Raw genomic sequence first — 16,587 nt, 5'->3', positions numbered from 1 at the left:
AAGCCTTACTTCTGATAATAGGCATAATGACCCAGATTCTCAGCTGCCCAAATATCGCTTTCGGTGCATATGAGGTCCAGTAAGGCAGTTAACGAAGCCATTGCTTTAATGCGGGCTATCAGTGTGACATCAATATACTCCAGCGAACGGGCTGCCATCTCTTTAGTTCTAGTCAGATCATGTCTATCTGCTTCTTCAAGTACTTCTCTAACAATATCAAGTGACCAGGCGGCTTTAGATACTGTGCGTATAATCAAAATCCGTCTGATATCTTCAGAAGAAAATAACCTGTATCCACTTTCCGCATGCCGTGCAGGATTGATCAGCTGTTCCAGCTCCCAATGACGAATGGCTGATGTCGCAACTCCTGCTATTTCTGCAGCTTCACCTATCGTGTAGTGACTTTTTTTTCTGCGAATAGAATCGAACCAGTCTACATCTTCCTTTTCAAGCAGTTTCAGTATCTGCTCTGCCTGACGTCTTTCCTCCTGCAGGACTGACTGAGCCTGGTTCACGCTCCATAATACTGTCATGGTCTCTCCCTTGTGAATCAGCGGCATCAGTTCTTTAACAAATGCCATACCATACCCAATATTCAAACTGATAATGCACTGGAAATAGGCTAAATGAACAGGTGAATAATTACGGTATCCATTCTCTGATCTGGGTATCTCCGGAACAAGACCCCATTCTTCGTAATGTTTTAAAGTACTGGTAGACACATTGCATAGCCTTGCTATTTCTATTCCCTTCATCGTTTACATCCTTTCGCTGAACAGTGTTTGAAATCATGTAACTGTACACGTGACCTTCACCTTCTGGTTATTATAGTTCAATTCCACTTTAAAGTAAAAGGTTAAAGCACATGACAGGTTTTTTTAATTTTACCCCTTAACTGACAAGGACCAGACCAGCACTACTTAGGGACTTGCATAAGTGTTGTACACTGGTTAAGGAGGTGCGGAATCAGGCAACTCAGTATTTAGTATTGAAAAGGTTGCTTCGAATAACATAAAAAACAGAAGGAGTTGGGCAAGTATGGCACAGACTATTGAGTATGCAGTAGAAGCCAAAGGGTTGATTAAGAAGTTTGATGCCTTCTATGCAGTCGATGAAATCGACTTGAAAATCGAAAAAGGAACAGTTTATGGATTCCTCGGTCCTAACGGAGCCGGAAAAACCACCACGGTTCGAATGTTAAGTACTTTATTAAAGATAGATGAAGGAACCGCTTCTATTTTTGGTCACGATGTGACAGGCGAGTCAAAAAAAATCCGTCCAAGAATCGCCATGACAGGTCAGTATGCGTCGATTGATGAAGATCTGACTGGGATGGAAAATCTGGTAATGGTTTCCAGACTAGTTGGTTTTTCAAGAAAAGATGCCCGAAAAAGAGCAAGCGAATTATTAAAAGCTTTCGGATTGTCCGACGCCGCCGGTAAACAGTCTAAAGATTACTCTGGAGGCATGCGTAGACGATTAGATATAGCTGCAAGTATAGTTGTTACACCTGACCTTCTATTTCTGGATGAACCGACAACCGGATTGGATCCGAGAAGCAGAAATCAGGTTTGGGACGTCATTCGTACTTTGACCAAAGCCGGGACCACTGTGCTGTTGACCACCCAGTATCTGGATGAAGCTGATCAGCTTGCTGACCGTATAGCTGTGATAAATAAAGGTAAAATCATAGCAGAAGGGACATCCACTGAACTAAAGGCATCTGTAGGGACCGGAATGCTGCATGTCACGTTAAAAAACGAGTATGATTATGATCGTTCCAGAGTCATATTGGAGGATAGTATAGGGTCCGTCCTTCAGGAATCAACAAAAAAATCTCAATTACTGGTTAAAGTCACTGACCCTGCTGTTGCCGCTAAAGCTCTCAATGAACTGACCGCAGCTGAGATTGAACTAATCACTTTCTCGTTGAGTCAGCCCAGCTTAGATGAAGTATTTCTTGCGCTTACAGATGAAGAATAGAGAAGGAGGTCCTGATATGGACACTAGACAAAAAAATCTCGATGACGCTATCATATCTACAAAACGACCGACACCACCTGGTGCGATGGCCTCAGTCGGTACATTCGCGATGCGGTCGTTACTTAAAACAAAGCATACACCTATGGCCTTAATGGATATTACTGCTATGCCGATACTTTTTCTTCTGATGTTCACTTACCTTTTTGGAGGAGCAATCGCTGGATCAGTTCAGGAATACCTTCAGTACATTTTACCTGGTATCCTTGTCCAGACTGTAGTCCAGATCACCATGTACACCGGACTGGACTTGAATAAAGATCTGCAGAAAGGATTCTTCGACCGTCAGAGAACTTTGCCGATCTGGTCTCCCTCTTCGCTTGTCGGTGCGATGCTTTTTGACACTTTAAGATACAGCGTAGCCTCGGTCATCATGATTGGGTTTGCGATGATCTTAGGCTTCAGACCTGAAGGCAATCTCATTGGCGTAGGCATGGCTGTGGCTTTACTCTTGCTGTTTGCCTTCAGTTTATCATGGATCTGGACAGTTCTCGCTCTTGTCATGGAGTCAGAAAATGCATTGATGGCAACAGCCATGATGATCATTTTCCCACTCACGTTTTTGAGCAGTGCGTTTGTAGATCCGGAAACAATGCCGCTTGTGCTGGAATGGTTCGTAAATGTTAATCCTATTTCGATGTTAGTCGACTCCGTTCGAGGGTTAATGCATGGTTACGATGTTCAGACAGAAATCCTTTGGACTCTTGTCTCTTCCGGATTATTAGTAACCCTCTTTGGTCCTTTGACAATGTATCTGTATAAAAACAAAAATTAAATGACTGGCTGATACTAAAGTCGCTTTTAGAAATTCAGGAATGCAGGCATATAGAAACACCGTCAGACCAAGGAATATAATCCTTGGTCTGACGGTGTTTTTTCTTTAACTAGTTATTTTCCGGCACTTTTATTTATGCGTTATTAAAGAATGCATTGAGCGCTGAAACGATAAACGCTACGACCAGTGCCATTATAAATGAACTGAACCCGAATCCACTAACGAGCGCAGCTGTCAGCCATAACATCAACCCATTTATGACGAAGTAAAAAAGTCCCAGCGTCATCATCGTTATGGGGAATGACAGTATCACTAAAATCGGCTTGACGATTACATTCAGAATTCCGAAAACAACTGCTGCAACTAGTGCGGTTGCCCACGAATCAATGTAAAAGCCTCCAAGAAAACCTGCCAGCGCTAGAAAAATAATAGTATTAGCTAATATTCGTTGCCACCATTTCATAAATTAAAAATCACTCCAGTCCTCGTCTTCTACTTTTTCTGCCTCTTTCCGTTTGGGTTTTTCGTTTAAATTACCGAAAGGAGACGATTTTTTTGTGTGAGAAGACGGTTTACTTACTGTTTCATTAGTGTCAGGCATGACCAGCGCTAATAACAAATAGATTGGAACGGTCGAACCTACGCCAATGAAAGTTGCCACTACGACAATAACTCTCAGTAGAACTGGATCGATTCCAAAGTAGTCGCCTAATCCGCCTAACACTCCAAAAATAACTGCATTATCTTTTGATTTAGCTAACTTTTTCATTTTGCACCCCTCGTTTCCATTGATTTATTGATCTGTATCTTTGATCAGGATGTTACCCGTTGTTGTTCCTGCAAAAAAGTCTAAAGGTGTTTCACCCGTAACTCGCTTGATGTACATCGTGTGTTCAACTTTATCCATCGGTTCAGTATCAGACAAGCGACTTTTCACTTTCCCAAATGTCGTTTTTGCTTTACCTTCGATCCCTCTACCTGCTGGAAGAGCTAATTTGACATTACCATTTATCGTATTGGCATTCACTCTGACTACTTTCTTATCTGTTAATGTTACTTTTATTTCCCCATTAGTGGTTGAGAAGTCTGCACTCTCTGTTTTGCCGTGGAACAGGATAGATCCGTTGACCGATCCCGCCAGAACATCTTTCAGATCAGACTCTTTAATACTGATAGCACCATTTGAGCCTTTCACTTCCAGCATGGTTGCCTGTAACTGCTCAAAGGTAAGTGATCCATTAGTGGATTTGGCAAAAACGTCTTTTGCTGCCAGGTCTTTGATCGAAAGTTTCCCGTTCAGCATTGTGATGGAGATATAATCATAAGTCCGTTTAGGAAGCGTCACTTCCAATTCGACATACACACGTTTATTCGGCACATGACAGACCAGTTTGTCTTCATCAATCGTCATAGTACTGCGTGCATCAAATGATTCTACTGGTGTTTCTTCATCCATTTTACCATATAATTTTCCTTTTGCTTTAAAAGATATCTTCTCGTCAGTACCAGGTTTCAGGACAACTTTTCCGTTAGCCAGTTTGAAGTCCAGGATAGTGGCTGTTGTGTTCTCATACGTCCACTCTTTTGTAAAATCTCTTGTGCTCAATGCTGGAACTTTCATATTGATATCTTTCCAGTCAAAGTGGCTCATAGCATTTTCGATATTAGAGCGTACCGTTTCAGAAATATCGCTTTTAGATGCTTTATCGACTTTCGTTTTGAACAGTTTAGACCACTCTTTGCTCGCAGCATCGAGTTTTTCACCAGCTTTGGAGAATTCTTCACTTGCTTTTTTCTCCCAGTCTTCCGGAATCTCAAACTGAGCAGTTGCCTGCTTAGCTTTTAAGGTCCATTGTTTCATTTTAGATTTATGCAATTTCTTCATGAGCTCAGCTTTTTGCTCACTCAGTTCGCTAATTTTTTCTTCAAGTTCGATAATTTCTTCTTCGAACTCAATACGTTTTTTACCTGTTTCATCATCATCTGACTTTTCTTCTATATCAGTCAGGACTTTATCAAGGTCATTGATTTCGTCTCTTAATGCGATAATTTCCTCTGTAGTGTCTACTTCATCCAGCTGCTTGATCAATTCAAGTTCTTTCTGAATCGTTTTAATTTTTTCGATAATGTTATTTTTCTCTTTTTGGATTGATTCTTTACTGGACTGGTCAATACCAGCCAGCTCTTCTTTTTTAAGCTGCAGTTCTTTTCTGCTGTCCGTCAGCTTAGCACTGATTGTGTCTAATTCTACAGAGTATTCGTTAATTTCAGAGACTAACTGCTCCAGGGATTCTTCTGCCTGTTTCTGTTTCTCATTCTCAGCTTCATCTTCAATCGGTTCTGACTGATCTTCAAATTCTACTTCATCTGAGTTGAATACAGGGTCTTCCTGTTTCTTGTCTTCTTTAGTGGCAATCGATTCCAGTAAATCCAAACCTTCTTCTGTAGAAATCACGCCTGTTTTCATTAATTCCAATATACGTTCTCTTTCATTCATTGTTTACCCTCCTATTTAGTTTACATCCTTTAATATCGGGAACTGTCTACTATCTTGGTATCTATCTTATAGTATGAATGAAAGACCGGATTTTGTCATAGGGCTTACGACTGATTTTTTTCTTTTACTTTATTTGCTTTGTTCAGGATTGGCTTCAGATAATACCCTGTATAGCTGTTCTCACATTCTGCTATTTCTTCAGGTGTTCCAGTGGCGATAAGCGAACCGCCTCCCTGACCGCCTTCAGGTCCCAGATCGATGATATGATCAGCCACTTTGATGACATCTAAATTGTGCTCGATAACTAGCACCGTGTTGCCGGCTTCTACCAGTCGGTCAAGTACGACCAGCAGTCTGGCAATATCATCAGCGTGCAGTCCTGTTGTCGGTTCATCTAGTATATAAAAATTATGACCATTCTGACGCTTGTGCAATTCACTTGCGAGTTTCATCCTCTGAGCTTCTCCACCAGACAAAGTGGTAGCTGGCTGGCCTAACCTTACATAACCTAACCCTACATCGATTATGGTTTGGAGTTTACGCTCTATTTTAGGTATGTTAGAGAAGAAATTTACTGCTTCTTCAATAGTCATTCCCAGTACTTCTGAAATATTTTTACCTTTGTACTTGATTTCCAAAGTTTCGGAGTTATAGCGTGTTCCTTTACAGACTTCACACGGAACATAGACATCGGGAAGGAAATGCATTTCAATTTTCAGTATCCCGTCACCTCTGCACGCTTCACATCTGCCGCCTTTAACGTTGAAACTGAATCGGCCTTTTTTATACCCTCGCATTTTCGCTTCATTCGTTTTGGCAAAAAGGTCTCTTATATCATCAAATACACTGGTGTACGTTGCCGGGTTACTTCTGGGCGTCCGACCAATCGGACTTTGATCGATATCAATGACTTTTTCCAGCTGCTCATATCCTTTGATGGATTTAAACTTACCTGGTCTTGCTTTGGAACGACCTACTTCCCGTGCCAGTGCCTTCTTCAAAATTTCATTGATCAGTGTACTTTTACCCGATCCGGATACACCAGTAACTGAAATGAAGCGACCTAAAGGAAATGAAATATCCAGGTTCTTCAAATTGTTTTCCTGAGCCCCTTTTATATCAATGCTTCCTAGATTTTCTTTTCTACGGGTCTCAGGTACAGGGATCCCTTTTTTACCAGATAAATAGGCTCCGGTAATCGATGTTTCATGATTTTCGATATCTTCAGGCGTTCCCGTTGCAACTACCTCGCCGCCTCTTTCTCCTGCACCAGGACCGATATCAATAACATAGTCTGCTGCCCGCATCGTATCTTCATCGTGCTCGACGACTATGAGTGTATTGCCCAAGTCTCTCATTTTCTTAAGGGAATCAATCAATCGGTTGTTGTCTCTTTGATGAAGACCGATGGACGGCTCATCAAGGATATACAGAACTCCTGATAAATTAGATCCAATTTGAGTTGCCAGCCTAATCCGCTGTGCTTCCCCACCCGAAAGGGTTCCAGCTTTTCGGTTTAGCGTCAGGTAATCCAGTCCGACATTACGAAGAAACGTCAGGCGGTCTTTAATTTCTTTTCTGATGGGAGCCGCAATCGTTTTATCCGTTTCCGATAGGGTCAGAGAATTAAAGAACTCATACGCTCTTTCGATCGAATAACTGCTGATTTCCCCAATATCCTGTCCTTCCACTTTTACTGCAAGTGCTTCATCACTTAATCGTTTGCCGTGACACACATGACACTCCAGTTCCGTCATATACTGCAGCATCTGATTGCGTGTGAAATCACTGCTCGTTTCATGATACCGCCTGGATATGTTACTGATGACCCCTTCAAATGGAATCATAGTATCTCTCACACTTCCAAAATCATTTTTATAATGGAAGTGGAATTTCTTGTTTTTAGACCCATTCAAGATAATGTTCTGCTTTTTCTTCGGCAGTTCATTGAAGGGAATCGTTGTGTCAATATCAAAAGACTCACAAGCCTGCGATAGCATCTGCGGATAATAATTAGAACTGATCGGTCTCCACGGTAAAATGACCCCTTCATCAATGGACAATCCAGGATCAGGAATGACCAGATCAACATCTACTTCCAGCTTGGTTCCCAATCCGTCACACTCAGAGCAGGCTCCAAAAGGGGCGTTAAAAGAAAACAGGCGGGGTTCTAGAGGAGGGAGCGTAAACCCACATACCGGACAAGCGTAATGCTCGCTAAACAGCACCTCTTCTTGTCCGATTATATCCGCTATGACATAGCCATCCGCTAAGGTTAATGCTGCTTCAAGCGAATCAAACAAGCGTGAACGAATGCCGTCTTTGATTACTACACGATCAACAATCACTTCAATCGAGTGGTTTTTAGTTTTCTCCAGCTCAATGTCGTCCCCAATGTCCATGACTTCATTGTCAACTCTTAATCTTACGTACCCTTCACTCTTGATCTTCTCAAGTGTTTTTTTATGCTGACCTTTTTTCTCTTTAATGATCGGTGCTAGAATTTGGATTCGTGTACTCTCAGGGTATTCCAGAATACGGTCTACCATCTGTTCGATTGACTGACTAGAAATTTCTGTTCCGTCATTTGGACAGATTGGTTTCCCGATCCGTGCATACATTAATCTAAGATAATCGTTTATTTCTGTAGCAGTCCCCACAGTTGACCGAGGATTATTGCTGGTGGTTTTCTGATCGATAGAAATAGCGGGACTCAACCCTTCAATACTATCAACATCAGGTTTATCCATCTGTCCCAGAAACTGTCTGGCATAAGCCGACAAGGATTCAACGTATCGACGCTGTCCTTCCGCATATAAGGTATCAAATGCCAGCGAACTTTTACCCGATCCGGACAGGCCGGTCATAACGACGAGCTTGTCTCTTGGGATGGTGACGTTAATATTTTTTAAGTTATGAGACCTAGCGCCTCGCACTTCAATTTTGTCATTTGCCATTCTGTTTGCCTACCTTTATATAGATATCTAATATCTTCTTGCCTACTATGTTTATTGTACGTTTTTTCTTTCTATTATTCGACTATTTGACTTTATACTTATGGGTAAATAAAAAGGAAAGAGGTCACCTCTTTCCTAATTTACACCCTATAATTATAGCATAGTCATTCTCCTAATGCGAATGTTTGTTCTATATTGTGATTTTTCAGTATCGTTTCAGATATTTTTTCCAATTGAGCCTGGTTGGTGAATTCACCACTAAGCAGGTCCGGTAAGACTTCAGACAAAATATACTGCACAGACGTCATTTCTTTGAAGGCCAGTATTGTATCGAGTGACTCCTGATATATTTCTGAGAATAAATTTTCCGGATTCCCTTTTTGAATTTCGCCAAAGGATTCATACAGGAGATCCAGTTTATCAGCTACTGACAAAATTTTCCCTTCAATGGAATCATCTTTTCCTTCTTTCAGTCGCTCATGATAGATGGCCTGATACTCTTCTGGAATTTCCTGCTCAATAAAATGTTTCGTCATTGATTCTTCTACATTCGCCAGGCGGTCTCTCAGATCAGGATCAGCATATTTCACGGGTGTTTTGATGTCCCCGATGAATATCTCTGCGTAATCGTGATTCAATGCTTTTTCATATAAAGACTTCCAATTGATTTCCTTGCCGTTACGTTCTTCGACAGTTCCTAAAAACTGCGCTATTTTAGTTACTTTAAAAGAATGTGCTGCAACTGAATGTTCTTCATACTTGAATTTACCAGGGCAACGGTAGATCTTTTCCAGGTCACTTAAACTTTTAAAATATTCATGCATCCCCATAACATTTCCCCCTAATTAGTGTGTAAAGTTACTCTATCCTACCAACTTTTCAGCCCATTATCAATAATTTTCCAGCAGACTGGATGGATCATAGACAAATTCAATCGTACTGTGAGTGATATCGTAGGCGATAAGCTTCTGACGAATATCTTCTTTAATGTCCTCGAGAACCTTGCTGTCTGCCTCATTTGTACTTAAGGTAACAGTCAGGGCATGTTCCTTTCCATCAATAGACCATATATGCAGATGAGAACAGTTAGTTATTTTGCTGTAGCTTAAAAGATCTGACTCGACTTCTTTCTTCGAAATCGATCTTGGTGTTGCCTCCAGGAATATTTCCACTGTCTCTTTAAAAAGGGGCCATGTTTTAAATGATATAAAAACGGCGACAGCTATAGACAGTAATGGGTCAAGAAAATACCAGTCAGTGAAGGTAAGAACGATACTGACGATCAGTACACCCAGCCATCCTAATACATCTTCCATCATGTGTAGATTGATGAGCGATTCATTGTGTGATGATCCTCTACTCATCAGCCAGGCTGAAAATCCGTTAGCTGCGATCGCAACTATAGAAAGCCAGAACATCCCCTGATAATAAACAGGTTCAGGTGAGAAGACTCTGGGTACTGCATGGAAAATTACAATGACTGACCCAACAATCAATACAATGGAGGTCACCATGGCTCCGAGCAGGGAAAACCGCTGATGCCCAAAGCTATATTGATCATCCGCTTCTTTGGTTGCTATTTTTTGAAAATAACCTGCTAACCCTACTGACATAGCATCCCCTAGATCGTGAACGGCATCACTGATGATAGCCATACTGTTGAACATAAAGCCGAAAATAAATTCAATAACAGAAAAAAACAGGTTGAGGTAGAAGACTACTGCTATCTTCTTAGTAGCAGTCTGATTCACCAGCTTCTCTATTCCATGGCTATGACTATGGCCATTCCCAGGATCTGATTCAGTGTTCAGTGAATTTTCATTAGTCTGATAGTCTGTCAAAGTTAGTTTTTCAAACTCCAGCACCTTCTTGATTGCCGACAGATCAGATAAGGACTTGCTGACATTCAACAGCTGATGATCATAATTGATCGATATACCTCCGTCTGGCTGAACAGCGTTCAATTTTCTCTCCAGTTCGCTGGAGCACTCTCTGCAATGAAGTCCTTTTATTTGATAACGAGACATCTCATTCCCTCTTTTCTCTTGCATGTGACATCACCTGCTCAATCAGTATATAAATATGGTCATCAGCCAATGAATACAGTCTCCTCTTTCCTTCTTTTCTGAATGTAACCACCCGTGCATTCTTTAGTATTTTCAATTGATGTGATACAGCTGATTGTTCGATGCCGAGTTGTTCAGCCAGCTCTGTCACACTCAATTCAGCATCATACAGTTTATAAATAATAGTCAACCGACCTGGCTCGCTCAATGCTTTAAACAGGCCCGTAACTTCATCGATCATCAAACTGGAAAGTCCCATATAAATCCTCCTTATTACATATGCAAATCTATTCATATGTTCATTTTATCAGTTTAAATCACCCTGTCAATAGCATATGTCATTCTTTTTAAAAAAAGGAAGAGCCGCATTTAAGCAGCTCTTCCTTTACTCATTTAGTTAATTGATTAGTTGAATATCTTCCAGCAAAACCATGCCCAGATCATGTGCATCATTTTCATATAAAGCCGTTTCAGTGATGACGAGCTCCCCATCAATTCGCTTAACTTTCAGTTTAATATATGAGCGACTGGAATAAAGGGATTCAGTAAAGTCCTCAGCAGTTTCCAGTTTCCGCTGATTGGATTCCATGATAACGTCTCCGATTTCAATATCCATTTTCTCAGCTGGACTGTCTGGCCTGACAGCAACAACTCTTAATCCTTCTTCAGCCGGTCCAAATCTGAAACTCCACTGTCTTTCGCGTAGACGGTGTCTGTAAAGAACGACTATCCCACCTACTAGTAAAACAAGCAGGCCCAGCACCGCGATTTCCGCTTGCCAGAATGTGAATCCAAAAATAGCCACTGAAATGACAGCTAATATTAGAAAATCTCTTAATAAAGCGTTTTTAGCTTGTGTCGGCATCTGAGCTTGTACAGTGTATCTGAAACCAAGAAGAACAGGTATGATCAGGAAAGAATAGGATTGACTGCCAATTGAAAATACCGGCCACCAGTTAAATAATTGAGTAAATGTCTCTCCTGGTACAATGACAACCAGAGGCACCAGCCATAGTGGTGTCATTCGGTACCTTGCAACAAGCTTCCCTCTTTTTGTCTTCATAAAACGAGGGGTAAACTGATTTAACTTGCTGATGTGCAGCGTTAGTATAGTACTTAACAGTAACAGGATGGTCAGAACCAGGACAGGTTGCATGCTTTGAAAAGACAGACTGTCTGTCTGAACAAATGGGCTGTTCCACTGATTTAAAATGCTTGAGAGTTGTTCATCAAGTGAAACAAACTGACCAATGACTAATGCAGCCAGTGCAGACAATGTAAATGTAAAAACAGGATGGATAAATCGGTATCCAAATCCAAGCAAGAGAATTGTGATGATATGGTAAGAAATGATCCAGTCTATACTGACAGGCAAGCCAGCCAGAAATGAGACTAAGGAAATCGCTATACCAGGTATAATTCCCCAAAAAAAGAATCGTCTGAGTTCATAATGGTCTTTATAAATCGAAGCGCGTAATTGAGCACGAGAATACTTGAAGCGCCTGCTTTTTGCAAGGAAAACTAATGCAATCCCTGCTAAGAAAGTGGGCTGTAATATAAATAGGACAATTGCTAGTAAACTATTCTGCAGTACGGTCATATTTGTCATCCCTTCTAATCTATCATCCTTTTTATTCTATCATACCTTTCCTGAAAGGACGATAAAAGCCTACACTTTATTCCAGTAAAAAAAGTCTTGCATACAATCGGAACGGTACCAGCTCCCAATCGCATGCAAGACTCATTTACTGATTATTATGGACGTCCGAAACCAGCAACATAATTAGACCAGTAGCCAGATGTAAACGAAGCAACTGCTACACCTGTAGATGTTTGCGAGCCGATAAATCGTCCTCCACCAAGATATATCCCGACATGATCGATAGAACCTGACTGATTAAAGAATATCAGGTCTCCCGGCTGAGCTTCTGCCTGAGATACACGTGTGCTCGAACTGAATTGTGAAGCAGCCGTTCTTGAAATGCTCTTCCCAGAACGCTGGTATGTAAACTGAGTGAATCCTGAGCAATCAAATCCTGCAGGTGTCGTTCCCGAAAATGAATACGGTGTACCTGTCAGACTGTGAGCAACATTGACGACCGTTCCAGTTGAAGCTGTTGCTGAAGGAGAAGAATTTGATGATGAAAGACTCACTTCTGCTTCTTCTTCTGCTTCCACTTCATCAGCAATTTCTACTACTGCAGTATTTTCAGATTCTATACGAGAGGATTGAATCGATTCAAACCGTTGCTCACTTTCAAGCTGCTGAGCGGCTAAGGCTTCTCTTTCTTCACCGATTTCCGCTCGTTCAACTGCAATACGCACCATAGTCATTTCCTGTTCAGCCTGATTCTCTTCCAGTTCGACTTTAGCGTTTTCGAGTTGAGCAGCCAAGAGTGTCTGTTCTTCATGCTTTTCATATAGGGAGCGTTTGGCTTCTTCTATAGTTTCTTTATCTTCAATCTGTTTTTGCATGAGGTTCTGATTTGCTGAGAACAATGTATTAACGACATCGATCCGTCCCATTGCATCTCCTAAAGAATTAGATTCCATAATGAAACTTAAAATGTTTGCTGATCCGCTTGTCACTTGTACTGCACGAACCTGCGACTGAAGTCTGCTTTCACGCGCATCGATCTGGCTGGATACCTGGTCGATCGTACCCTGCAGCTCTGACAACTCTTCAGCGGTCTGCTTTAAATCAGTCAGAAGGTTCTCAGCTTCCTGCTCTGTTTTAGCCATTTTTTCTGCTATAGCTTCAAGTTCTGTTTTGGCTTCTTTTTCCTTCGTCTCAAGATCCTGTATTCGCTCAGAGTAATTTCCCGATGTCAAAGGTGATCCTTCTACTTTTAGGATCGATCCTCCTGAGACTGTTAGTCCTATGATACCTGCTATGATCCATTTTAAATGTCTCCTTCTACTGTCCACGTCTGTCTGCCTCTTTCCGACTATTCTGTTTTTATATGTATAAGGGGGAGACCCCCCTCTTGTGCTTAAACTTTTAAGAATTTTCTAATGGATAATGATGATCCCACACTACCGATAACTATTCCAATTGTTAACAATAATGCTACAATTTGATATAAGAACGGGTTAGGTGGAAGTAAAGCAAAATATGTTCCTGATAAATAGGTCATTAACGTGTCAAATCCACTCAGATAAACATAAGAGATTATTGATACAGGAATCAGTGCCCCGATAAACCCAATCAATGCTCCTTCAATCAGGAAAGGCCAGCGGATAAACCAGTTTGTTGCCCCTACCAGCTTCATAATCTCGATTTCTGTACTTCTTGAGAAGATTGTAATTCTGATCGTGTTGGCTATCAAAAAGACAGCGGTAAAGATCAGCGCGATAATAATGATAGCTCCGACATTTCTGACCGTTGCCATTACTTCAAATAATCGATCGGCTGTTGCGCCACCATAATTGACATCCGCAACATAACTCAACTCTTCTGCCTGTCCGGCTACTTCAGAGGTCACTTCTGGCGCTGCTGTGTTTACAATAAACACATCATAGAGCGGATTGTCATCACCATCGAAGAGACCGAATTCATCCCCATAACTTCCGATGACCTGAGTCAACTCGTCATCTCTGCTTGAATAAACCACTGTTTCAACTTCATCAAGTTCCTCCAGACTTTCCTGTAGAGCTTCCTGATCTTCTTCTTCAGCAGCAAGGTCGACGTACACTCTCACACTTACGTCTTCTTCTACATCTGAAGCCAATTTATTTACGTTCATAAGAATAGCAATAAAGCTTCCTACGAGTAATAAAGTAACAGCTACTGCACTAACAGCTGCGATTGTCATCCATCCGTTACGTTTAATACTTTTCAATGATTCAACTATGTGTCTCCAGAATGTTCTAGCCTTCATATCCGTATTCTCCTCCCTCTTGATCACGAGCGATACGGCCGTTCTCAACTGCCAACACACGGTGTCTCACACGGTTAACGATATCACTGTTATGAGTTGCCATAATAATGGTCGTCCCATGATTGTTAATTTCTTCCAGAAGGTCCATGATTCCCCAAGCTGTTTCAGGATCCAGGTTTCCAGTTGGTTCATCTGCAATCAGTACGCGAGGCATATTCGCAATAGCCCTAGCGATAGCAACACGCTGCTGCTCTCCACCGGAAAGCTCATTAGGAAACATTCGGACTTTATGTTTCAGTCCAACTAAATCCAGAACTTCCAATACTCGTTTCTGTATCGCTTTAGGATTCTTTCCGACGACCTGCATAGCATACGCAACATTTTCAGATACTGTCAGTCGAGGCAATAATTTAAAATCCTGATAAACTACTCCAACGTGTCTTCTCAGATAAGGCACTTTCTTAGCTTTTAATTTAACTAAATCGAATTCGCCTACTTTAACATTACCTTGGGTCGGCACTTCTTCTCTATAAATCATTTTAATAAATGTGGATTTTCCAGCACCACTCGGGCCTACGACATATACAAATTCACCCTGGTCGATTTTTACATCCAATCCATTTATCGCTGTAATACCATTTGGGTATTTTTTGTAGACATTAGTCATTTCTATCATTAAATAATCACCTATCTATTTAAATTTTTCTCTTTCATTCCGATGAGTATGTTCTTAAAGCTTTTCACAGCCTTAAATTAGTATATCACTGGAAATCCATAAGTCTGTTTTAAAACAATTACAAAAACATTTCATTGTAAGCTCTTCGTATTAAAACAACTGCAAGCTTTCAATATTCAAACAAATTAAGTTGTGCAGTCTCCAATACCAAGCAATTTCAGCCCATTTTATGGTATATTATATTTTTTAAATCCATAAAAAGGTATTATTCGTGGGACGGTAAACCACTATCGATTATTACATACATTCGCGAAATATTGCAATATAATTATGTCTAAAAATCGACAAATACTTTTATAGCTAAATCTTCTGCAACTTTATTAGTTTTTCCCTATATTAATAAATATGTTGACGTTTAGTTGTCTTTGTATTTTATTGGCTACTTTCTCCGTCCTTCTACTCAGCCTTTATTGATTATAGCCGTAAAAAAAAGAAACGACTTCAATTACCAAGTCATTTCTTTTTTGATTAATTATTCTTTTTCATCTGCTAATTACCTGAATCACGACTTAGTCATGCTGAAACGTAAATAAGATTCGATAAACGGATCAATGTCTCCATCCATTACAGAATCAACATTCCCTGTTTCCAGGTTGGTTCTGTGATCTTTCACCATAGAGTAAGGATGGAATACGTACGACCTTATTTGAGATCCCCAACCAATTTCTTTCTGTTCTCCACGAATATCATCCATTTCTTTCTGCTTTTCTTCCACTTCTTTTTGATACAGTTTAGCTTTCAGCATGTTCATTGCTGTTTCACGGTTCGCTAATTGAGAACGTCCGGCTTGACTTGAAGCAACCAGGCCCGTTTCTTTGTGCGTGAGACGAACAGCAGATTCAGTCTTGTTGATATGCTGTCCACCCGCTCCACTTGCACGGAATGTATCCACTCTTATATCATCAGGATTGATTTCGATATCGATATCTTCATTTATTTCAGGTATGACATCGACTGATACAAAAGACGTATGTCGACGACCACTGGCATCAAAAGGAGATATTCTCACTAATCGGTGAACGCCTTTTTCAGCCTTCAAAAGCCCATAAGCATTCAGCCCTTTTACTAGAAGAGTGACACTTTTTATCCCGGCTTCATCTCCACTCTGATAATCAAGAATGTCATAAGTGAATCCCCTTTTATCAATCCAGCGTGTGTACATTCGGTACAGCATTTCTCCCCAGTCCTGGGATTCCGTTCCTCCAGCACCAGGGTGCAGCTCAAGGATTGCATTATTTTTATCATACGGTTCACTGAGCAGCATATCCAGTTCAAACTGATCCGCCACTTTCGACAACTCTTTTAGTCTATTCTCGACTTCTTCGCGAATATCTTTATCTTCTTCATCTTTTAACATTTCCAGGAGCAGTTCAATTTCTTCAGATTTCGTTTCGATATCTCTGAACGCCTGATAAACCGACTTCACTTCGTTTGCTTCTTTGATTACTTTTTGAGCAGATTCCTGATTGTTCCAGAATTCTGGATCAGCCATCATATGATCAAATTCCGCAATATCCGTTTCCATAGTCTCTAAGTCAAAGAGACCCCCTAAAGTCTTCGACCTTTTTCTTTGATGCATTTAACATTTGAATCATTTCACTTATTTCCATATTAAACCTCCGATTATAATGAAGT

The 16,587-nt window shown here is 40.8% G+C and carries 15 protein-coding genes; 2 read left to right on the top strand and 13 right to left on the bottom strand.

Going from position 1 to position 16,587, the window contains the following annotated elements; translation table 11 throughout:
- Window positions 1–5 precede the first annotated feature (5 nt).
- Window positions 6–755 (bottom strand): MerR family transcriptional regulator, encoded by a 750-nt coding sequence (locus tag CLV38_RS03355; RefSeq protein WP_106191493.1) that lies wholly within the window; start codon window positions 753–755, stop codon window positions 6–8.
- A 283-nt stretch (window positions 756–1,038) separates the two neighbouring features.
- On the opposite strand from CLV38_RS03355, the gene CLV38_RS03350 reads away from it, so the two are divergent.
- Entirely contained in the window at window positions 1,039–1,983 is a 945-nt protein-coding gene (locus CLV38_RS03350) for an ATP-binding cassette domain-containing protein (RefSeq protein ID WP_106191490.1), read from the top strand.
- Window positions 1,984–1,999: 16 nt separating this feature from the next.
- On the top strand, window positions 2,000–2,815 hold the full coding sequence (locus tag CLV38_RS03345) for an ABC transporter permease (protein ID WP_211295407.1): 816 nt from the start codon (window positions 2,000–2,002) through the stop codon (window positions 2,813–2,815).
- A gap of 133 nt (window positions 2,816–2,948) precedes the next feature.
- On the opposite strand, the gene CLV38_RS03340 is transcribed toward CLV38_RS03345, so the two are convergent.
- The 12 genes from CLV38_RS03340 to prfB all read right to left on the bottom strand — a co-directional run bounded on the left by CLV38_RS03340 (window position 2,949) and on the right by prfB (window position 16,562).
- A complete protein-coding gene (locus CLV38_RS03340; protein WP_106191487.1) occupies window positions 2,949–3,278 on the bottom strand; it encodes a phage holin family protein in 330 nt (109 codons plus the stop codon).
- A gap of 3 nt (window positions 3,279–3,281) precedes the next feature.
- The gene (locus CLV38_RS03335; protein ID WP_106191485.1) at window positions 3,282–3,584 is read right to left on the bottom strand and encodes a PspC domain-containing protein; all 303 of its coding nucleotides are present in this window, start codon (window positions 3,582–3,584) and stop codon (window positions 3,282–3,284) included.
- A gap of 24 nt (window positions 3,585–3,608) precedes the next feature.
- Complete coding sequence (liaX, locus tag CLV38_RS03330; protein ID WP_106191483.1) at window positions 3,609–5,312, bottom strand: daptomycin-sensing surface protein LiaX; 1,704 nt, start codon at window positions 5,310–5,312, stop codon at window positions 3,609–3,611.
- Between the two features lie 104 nt (window positions 5,313–5,416).
- A complete protein-coding gene (gene uvrA, locus CLV38_RS03325) occupies window positions 5,417–8,269 on the bottom strand; it encodes an excinuclease ABC subunit UvrA (RefSeq protein WP_106191480.1) in 2,853 nt (950 codons plus the stop codon).
- A 164-nt stretch (window positions 8,270–8,433) separates the two neighbouring features.
- Complete coding sequence (locus CLV38_RS03320; protein WP_106191478.1) at window positions 8,434–9,099, bottom strand: HD domain-containing protein; 666 nt, start codon at window positions 9,097–9,099, stop codon at window positions 8,434–8,436.
- Window positions 9,100–9,159: 60 nt separating this feature from the next.
- Window positions 9,160–10,296 (bottom strand): cation diffusion facilitator family transporter, encoded by a 1,137-nt coding sequence (locus CLV38_RS03315; RefSeq protein ID WP_106191476.1) that lies wholly within the window; start codon window positions 10,294–10,296, stop codon window positions 9,160–9,162.
- Window position 10,297: 1 nt separating this feature from the next.
- Window positions 10,298–10,594: an ArsR/SmtB family transcription factor gene (locus CLV38_RS03310; RefSeq protein ID WP_106191473.1), complete on the bottom strand. Its 297-nt coding sequence runs from the start codon at window positions 10,592–10,594 to the stop codon at window positions 10,298–10,300.
- 138 nt (window positions 10,595–10,732) lie between these two features.
- Window positions 10,733–11,935, bottom strand: coding sequence for a PDZ domain-containing protein (locus tag CLV38_RS03305; protein WP_170068800.1), 1,203 nt, complete (start codon window positions 11,933–11,935; stop codon window positions 10,733–10,735).
- A gap of 155 nt (window positions 11,936–12,090) precedes the next feature.
- Window positions 12,091–13,263, bottom strand: coding sequence for a C40 family peptidase (locus CLV38_RS03300; RefSeq protein WP_106191468.1), 1,173 nt, complete (start codon window positions 13,261–13,263; stop codon window positions 12,091–12,093).
- Between the two features lie 65 nt (window positions 13,264–13,328).
- Window positions 13,329–14,216 (bottom strand): permease-like cell division protein FtsX, encoded by an 888-nt coding sequence (gene ftsX, locus CLV38_RS03295; protein ID WP_106191465.1) that lies wholly within the window; start codon window positions 14,214–14,216, stop codon window positions 13,329–13,331.
- The gene (ftsE, locus tag CLV38_RS03290) at window positions 14,206–14,892 is read right to left on the bottom strand and encodes a cell division ATP-binding protein FtsE (protein WP_106191464.1); all 687 of its coding nucleotides are present in this window, start codon (window positions 14,890–14,892) and stop codon (window positions 14,206–14,208) included. Before ftsE ends, ftsX begins: the two co-directional genes overlap by 11 nt.
- Before the next feature lie 562 nt (window positions 14,893–15,454).
- A protein-coding gene (gene prfB, locus CLV38_RS03285) for a peptide chain release factor 2 (protein WP_170068799.1) occupies window positions 15,455–16,562 on the bottom strand; the annotation gives its coding sequence in 2 pieces (ribosomal slippage) (window positions 15,455–16,489 and window positions 16,491–16,562; 1,107 coding nt in all).
- Window positions 16,563–16,587 lie beyond the last annotated feature (25 nt).

The sequence above is a fragment of the Alkalibacterium olivapovliticus genome (assembly GCF_003003275.1).
Lineage (GTDB): Bacteria > Bacillota > Bacilli > Lactobacillales > Carnobacteriaceae_A > Alkalibacterium > Alkalibacterium olivapovliticum.
This window is presented reverse-complemented; position numbering and strand designations above follow the sequence as displayed.